The 6,769-nt window shown below is 72.4% G+C and carries 7 protein-coding genes; 6 read left to right on the top strand and 1 reads right to left on the bottom strand.

What is annotated here, in order from left to right:
- The 4 genes from BXA11_RS43480 to BXA11_RS34125 form a co-directional block, all read left to right on the top strand.
- The coding region (locus tag BXA11_RS43480) for a hypothetical protein (RefSeq protein ID WP_208865590.1) at nucleotides 1–356 on the top strand (356 nt) is incomplete at its 5' end.
- Nucleotides 357–499: 143 nt separating this feature from the next.
- Nucleotides 500–844 (top strand): SPW repeat domain-containing protein, encoded by a 345-nt coding sequence (locus BXA11_RS34135; protein ID WP_030512269.1) that lies wholly within the window; start codon nucleotides 500–502, stop codon nucleotides 842–844.
- Between the two features lie 310 nt (nucleotides 845–1,154).
- Entirely contained in the window at nucleotides 1,155–1,502 is a 348-nt protein-coding gene (locus tag BXA11_RS34130) for a bifunctional 3-phenylpropionate/cinnamic acid dioxygenase ferredoxin subunit (protein WP_030512270.1), read from the top strand.
- Nucleotides 1,503–1,519: 17 nt separating this feature from the next.
- Nucleotides 1,520–2,686: an NAD(P)/FAD-dependent oxidoreductase gene (locus BXA11_RS34125; protein ID WP_076441218.1), complete on the top strand. Its 1,167-nt coding sequence runs from the start codon at nucleotides 1,520–1,522 to the stop codon at nucleotides 2,684–2,686.
- 117 nt (nucleotides 2,687–2,803) lie between these two features.
- Here BXA11_RS34125 and BXA11_RS34120 read toward each other — a convergent pair whose 3' ends face one another.
- A complete protein-coding gene (locus BXA11_RS34120) occupies nucleotides 2,804–3,646 on the bottom strand; it encodes an IclR family transcriptional regulator (protein ID WP_083744780.1) in 843 nt (280 codons plus the stop codon).
- A 29-nt stretch (nucleotides 3,647–3,675) separates the two neighbouring features.
- On the opposite strand from BXA11_RS34120, the gene betA reads away from it, so the two are divergent.
- Both betA and BXA11_RS34110 read left to right on the top strand, forming a co-directional pair.
- The gene (gene betA / locus BXA11_RS34115) at nucleotides 3,676–5,310 is read left to right on the top strand and encodes a choline dehydrogenase (protein ID WP_076441216.1); all 1,635 of its coding nucleotides are present in this window, start codon (nucleotides 3,676–3,678) and stop codon (nucleotides 5,308–5,310) included.
- Nucleotide 5,311: 1 nt separating this feature from the next.
- The gene (locus tag BXA11_RS34110) at nucleotides 5,312–6,769 is read left to right on the top strand and encodes an aldehyde dehydrogenase family protein (protein ID WP_076441214.1); all 1,458 of its coding nucleotides are present in this window, start codon (nucleotides 5,312–5,314) and stop codon (nucleotides 6,767–6,769) included.

Here is a 6,769-nt window from a genome sequence, read left to right as displayed (position 1 = left end):
AGATCCCCGCCGGCGAGTACTGGGCCGTCGTCGGCCAGGCCAGCCAGTTCGTCGCGGCCGACGACCCGGCCAAGACCATCGGCCCCGAATACCTCGGCTGGAAGCCGCACCTGATCAGCGACTCCTCCACCGGCGCGGTCGCCGCCGGCGAGCCGGTCTCCAGTGTCGTCTCCGACGGCACCGGAGCCCCCGAGGTGGGTCTGAAGGGCCAGGAACTGCTGGTCTCCTCCGCCGACTCCGCCGAGGAGATCGGCACCTCGCAGGTCAACGCCGACCTCGCCCTGCGCACCCCCGCCGACGTCGCCGCCGGCGAATACCACTCCACCATCACCCTGTCGCTGTTCAACCAGTCCTGACCCGGCGGTTCCCCGCCGAACCAGCCCCGTCCAGGACGAGGTGACACAGGGTTAGGAAATCCTGACGTAGCGGATTGTTGACCGGGCGGTCAATCAGGCAGACCGTCAGGTTATAGGTCACCTCTCCCCGTACGGAGGCACGGATGGATCTCACGAGATCGTTGTCCGACGTCGTCGCCCTCGTCGCCGGGCTGGTCGCGGTGCTCGCACCGTTCTTCTGGGCCGACGCCCAGGCGGCCACGCAGCCACTGCTCGTCCTCGGCGCCCTGCTCGTCGTCTCCGCCCTGTGGTCCATTCTGGGCGCGGGCGGCGCCAGCTCCTGGGTGACCGCGGCGTTCGGCGCCCTGCTGTTCGTCTCCCCCTGGGCGTTCGGCTTCGACGGCGACTCCGCCTCGGCGTGGACCGCCTGGATCACCGGCGCGGTCACCGTCGTCGTCGGCCTGCTGACCGTCCTGCAGGTGCGCGGCCGCACGACCGTCACCGCCTGACCCTCACCGCCCGACCCTCACCCACCCACCCTCGCGTACGGCCTCGCCGCCCCCGTCGCCCTCCCGGCGACCGGCGGCGGGGCCGTACGCCTTTCCGGCACCCGGCGAGGGAGTCGGCGCGTGGGCGACAGCAGCGGCGGCAGGGGCGGTGGCTACGGGCGCTGGGCACGGGGCCTCACCTGCGCAGGGACCAGAGTCGCGCTTATCACTCCATAGGCGATATGTCGCCCCTTGACTTTGGCGCGATCTCCACTCAATCTGTTGCGTATAGCGCTTCCTGTTCCACCTTACGAAACTGGGAAACCCTCGCATGATTCCTGCGTGCCCCCTCGCCGCCCTGCCCCGGGGTGAGGCCCTCCGAGTCGAGACAGATCCCCCGATCGCCGTCTTCCACACAGAGGACGGTGAACTGTACGCGGTGGACGACACCTGCACGCACCAGGACGCGTCGCTGGCGGACGGGTGGCTGGAAGGGTGCGAGGTGGAGTGCCCCCTGCACGCGTCGCGCTTCGACCTGCGCACGGGCCGGGTGGACGCTCCTCCCGCGAAGCTGCCGGTGCGCACCCACCAGGTGGTGGTCCAGGACGAGACCGTTTACATCGTGCCCTCGGACCTGCCGCCGAACCTCCCGCCCGGCGTCCGCACCGGTTCGGCCTGAGACACCGTGAGGGTGCCGTGAAATCCGTCGCTATCGTCGGCGCGTCGCTCGCCGGGCTGTCGACGGCCCGCGCGCTGCGGGCCCAGGGCTTCGGCGGGCGCCTGACGATCGTCGGGGCCGAGCCGCACCGCCCCTACGACCGGCCCCCGCTGTCCAAGGAGTTCCTCGCCGGGCAGATGACGACGGCGGACCTCGCCCTCGAGGGCGACGGCGAGGACCTCGACGCCGACTGGCGCCTGGGCGTCGCCGCCACCCGGCTGGAACAGGGCAGGTCGCTGCGGATCGCGCTGGCCGACGGCTCCGCGGTCGAGGCGGACGGCGTGGTGATCGCCACCGGCGCGGTCGCCCGCACCCTCGGCGGCGATCTCGGCGGGGTGCACACGTTGCGCACGATCGAGGACGCGGCGACCCTGCGGGCCGATCTCGACGCCGCCCGGCGGCTCGTGGTGATCGGGGCGGGCTTCATCGGCGCGGAGGTCGCCTGCGTCGCGCGCACACTCGGGCTCGACGTGACGATCGTCGAGGCGGCGCCCGCGCCGTTCGCCCGCGCGCTCGGGCCCGAGATGGGCGCCGCGCTCGCCGGGCTGCACGAGGACCACGGGGTGCGCCTGATCTGCGGCGCCGCCGTACGCGGCCTGACGGGCGAAGGCCGCGTCGACGGCGTGCTCCTTGAGGACGGACGCCGCCTGGACGCCGACGTGGTGCTCGTCGGCATCGGCGCGCGGCCGGTGGTGGAGTGGCTCGACGGCAGCGGGGTGCGGGTCGGCGACGGCGTCGTCTGCGACACCGGCGGCGCGACGAGCATGCCGGGAGTCGTCGCGGTCGGCGACTGCGCCGCCTGGTTCGACCCCGCTCTCGGCGCCCACCTTCGCGTGGAGCACTGGACCGGCGCGGCGCGGCGTCCCGCGACGGCCGCGCGGACGCTGCTGTCCGGCGGCGCCGCCGTGCCGGACACCCTCGCGCCGCCCTACCTGTGGTCCGACCAGTACGGCATGCGCGTGCAGTTCGCCGGGCACACGCTGCCGGGAGACGAGGTGAGCGTCGAGGAGGGCGACCTCGCGTCCCGCCGCTTCCTGGCCGTCTACCGCCGGGAGGGCCGCACGGTCGCGGTGCTCGGCGTCGACCAGCCGCGTTCGTTCACCCGGTGGCGGCGCCGCGTGAACGAGCCCGCCGGGGCGCGATGAGCGCCGCCGCGTCCCACCGGGGACGTCTTCGCGGCACCGGATCCGCCTGCATTGCGTCCGCCGATATCGGGTCCGCTGACACCGGGTCCACCGACACTGGGCGTACGGCGATCCGGATCACCCGGCGTGGCCGAGACGGTGGCTGATGTCCGCGGCGCCCGCGACGAGCACGGGCGCGAGCTCGTGCATGCGCTCCTCGCTGAACCGGTAGGCCGGGCCGGAGGCGCTGACGGCGGCCACCACCTCGCCCTCGTGGGAGCGGATGGGCGCGGCGATGGCGTTCAGCCCGATCTCGTACTCCTCCACGGTGACCGCGTAGCCCCGCCGCAGCGCCTCGTCGAGCTGCCGTCGCAGCTCGTCGGCGGCGGTCACCGTCGCCGGGGTGAAGCGCTCCAGCCCGGCGGCGGTGATGAGCCGTTCGCGGCGCCGCTCGTCGAGGTGGGCGAGCAGGACCTTGCCGCTCGACGTGGCGTGCAGGGGCGTGGGCTGGCCCACCCAGTTGTGCGCGGTCACGGCCGCCTGGCCGCGCACCTGGTCGAGGTTGATGGCGAAATGGGACCGCGCGACGGCGATGTTGACGGTCTCCCCGATCTCCTCGGCGAGCCTCCGGCACACCGGGCGGCTCTGCTGGACGAGGTCGAGCCGCGCGGCCACCCCCGCGGCGAGCCGGACGACGCCGAAGCCGAGGCGATACTTGCCGCGGTCCTCGGCCTGCTCCGCCAGGCCGCGCGCTTCGAGGGCGCCGAGAAGCCGGAACGCGGTGGACTTGTGCACGCCGATCTCCGCGGCGACCTCGCTCACGCCGGCCTCGCCGCGCCGGCTGAGGATCTCCAGGATCGTGACGGCCCGGTCCACCGACTGGACGCCGCCGCTCCCCTCGGACCGCGCGGCGGCTTCGTCGGTCCCCGCGAGATCGGGGTCCGGCGCGTGACGTTGCGAATGCTGCACTCTATTGCGCATATCAATATCATCCTGCCCGGGAGGCGGACATGTATGACTTTGTCATCGTCGGTGGTGGATCAGCGGGGAGCGCGCTCGCGAACCGGCTCTCGGCCGACCCCTCGAACCGGGTGCTCGTGCTGGAGGCGGGCCGTCCCGACTACCTGTGGGACGTGTTCATCCACATGCCGGCCGCGCTGATGTTCCCCATCGGCAGCCGGTTCTACGACTGGAAGTACGAGTCCGAACCCGAGCCGCACATGAACGGCCGGCGGATCTACCACGCCCGGGGGAAGGTGCTCGGCGGGTCGAGCAGCATCAACGGCATGATCTTCCAGCGCGGCAACCCCATGGACTACGAGCGCTGGGGCGCCGATCCGGGCATGGAGACCTGGGACTTCGCGCACTGCCTGCCGTACTTCAAGCGCATGGAGACCTGCCTGGCCGCCGACGCGTCGGACCCGATGCGCGGGCACGACGGGCCGCTGGTGCTGGAGCGCGGCCCGGCGAAGAACCCGCTGTTCACGGCCTTCTTCGACGCCGTGCAGCAGGCGGGCTACCCGCTGACCGACGACGTGAACGGCTACCGCCAGGAGGGCTTCGCGCCGTTCGACCGCAACCTGCGCCGCGGGCGCCGCCTGTCGGCCGCGCGCGCCTACCTCCACCCCGTGACGGACCGTCCGAACCTCACGGTCAAGACCCGGGCGTTCGTCACGAAGATCCTGTTCGAGGGCAAGCGTGCGGTCGGCGTCGAGTTCGACGGCAAGCGGGTGCGGGCCGGGGAGGTCATCCTCTGCGGCGGCGCGATCAACTCCCCGCAGCTCCTGCAACTGTCCGGCGTGGGCGACGCCGACCACCTGAAGGCGCACGGTGTGGACGTGGTCCACGACCTGCCCGGCGTCGGCGAGAACCTCCAGGACCACCTGGAGGTCTACATCCAGTACGCCTGCAAGCAGCCGGTGTCGATGCAGCCCGCCATGAAGTGGATCAACCGGCCGATGGTCGGCGCCCAGTGGCTGTTCCTGCGCAAGGGTCCCGGCGCGACCAACCACTTCGAGGCCGGCGGCTTCGTACGCGGCAACGAGGACGTCGACTACCCCAACCTGATGTTCCACTTCCTGCCCGTCGCCGTGCGGTACGACGGCAGCGCTCCGGCCGGCGGCCACGGCTACCAGGTGCACATCGGGCCGATGTACTCCGACGCCCGCGGCTCGGTGAAGATCAAGAGCGCCGACCCCCGGGTGAAGCCCGCGCTGCGCTTCAACTACCTGTCCACCGAGCAGGACCGCCGCGAGTGGGTCGAGGCCGTACGCGTGGCCCGCGGCATCCTCAACCAGCCGGCCATGGACGCGTTCAACGCCGGCGAGCTGTCCCCCGGCCGGGAGGTCGAGACCGACGAGCAGATCCTCGACTGGGTGGCGAAGGACGGCGAGACCGCACTGCACCCCTCCTGCACCGCGAAGATGGGCGTGGACGAGATGTCCGTGGTCGACCCGCTGACCATGGGGGTGCACGGCCTGGAGGGCCTGCGGGTCGTGGACGCCTCGGTCATGCCGTACGTCACGAACGGCAACATCTACGCGCCCGTGATGATGGTGGCGGAGAAGGCGGCCGACCTGATCCTCGGTAACACTCCCCTGGCCCCCGAGCCGGTGGAGTTCTACCGGCACAGGAAGGACGCCTGACATGAAGGACCTGCACATCGGCGGGCAGTGGCGCGACGCGGCCGAGGGCGGCCGGCGCGAGATCCACTGCCCGGCCGACGGACAGCACGTGGCCACCGTCGCGGAGGCCGGCCGCGCCGACACCGAGGCGGCGATCGCGGCGGCCAGGCAGGCGTTCGACGAGGGCCCGTGGCCGCGCACGCCGGAGCGGGAGCGCGGGGCGCTGCTGCTGCGCGTGGCCGGTCTGCTCGAGCGCGACAAGGCCGAGATCGCGCGGGCGGAGTCGCTGGACACCGGCAAACGCCTGGTGGAGAGCGAGTACGACGTCGACGACGTGATCGGGTGTTTCCGCTACTTCGGCGGGATCGCGGGCACCGACGCCGGACGGGTGGTCGACACCGGGCGGACCGACGCGATCAGCCGGGTGGTGTACGAACCGGTCGGGGTCTGCGGCCTGATCACGCCGTGGAACTACCCGCTGCTGCAGACCTCCTGGAAGGTGGCGCCCGCACTGGCGGCGGGCAACACCTTCGTGCTCAAGCCGAGCGAGCTGACGCCGTCCACCGCGATCCTGCTGATGCGGCTGCTGGAGGAGGCGGGTCTGCCGCCCGGCGTGGGCAACCTGGTGCTCGGGGCCGGTGCGGAGGCGGGCGCGCCGCTGGCCGAGCACCCGGACGTCGACATGGTCTCGTTCACCGGCGGGCTGGCGACCGGGCGCCGGATCATGGCCTCGGCCGCGCAGACGGTCAAGCGCGTCGCTCTGGAGCTGGGCGGCAAGAACCCCAACATCGTGTTCGCCGACGCGGACTTCGACACCGCGGTCGACTTCGCCGTGACCGCCGTGTTCCTGCACTCGGGGCAGGTCTGCTCGGCCGGCGCCCGGCTGCTGGTGGAGGACTCCGTCCACGAGGAGTTCGTCGACGCGGTGGTGCGCCGGGCCGAGCGGATCAGGCTGGGCGGGCCGTTCGACCCCGAGGCCGAGACCGGCCCGCTGATCTCGGCCGGGCATCTGGCCAAGGTCGAGGCGTACGTCGAGGCGGGGATCGCCGAGGGCGCGACGCTGCGCTGCGGCGGCCGGCGCCTGGAGGGCGCGGGCTACTTCTTCCCGCCGACCGTGCTGGACGGCTGCCACCGCGGCATGCGGGTCGTGCGGGAGGAGTCGTTCGGGCCGGTGCTGACGGTGGAGCGGTTCTCCGGTGAGGACGAGGCCGTCGCGCTGGGCAACGACACCGACTACGGGCTGGCCGGGGCGGTGTGGACGACGGACGCGGGCAAGGCGCAGCGGGTGGCCGGCCGGCTGCGGCACGGCACCGTGTGGATCAACGACTACCACCCCTATGTGCCGCAGGCGGAGTGGGGCGGGTTCAAGCAGTCCGGCGTCGGCCGGGAGCTCGGCCCGACCGGGCTCAACGAATATCGCGAGATCAAGCACATCTGGCAGAACACCGATCCCCGCCCCCAGCACTGGTTCCGCCCCTGA

This window comes from Microbispora rosea, assembly GCF_900156315.1.
Taxonomy (GTDB): Bacteria; Actinomycetota; Actinomycetes; order Streptosporangiales; family Streptosporangiaceae; genus Microbispora; species Microbispora rosea.
The sequence above is the reverse complement of the archived record's forward strand: the minus strand, read 5'-3'. Positions and strand labels throughout refer to the sequence as shown.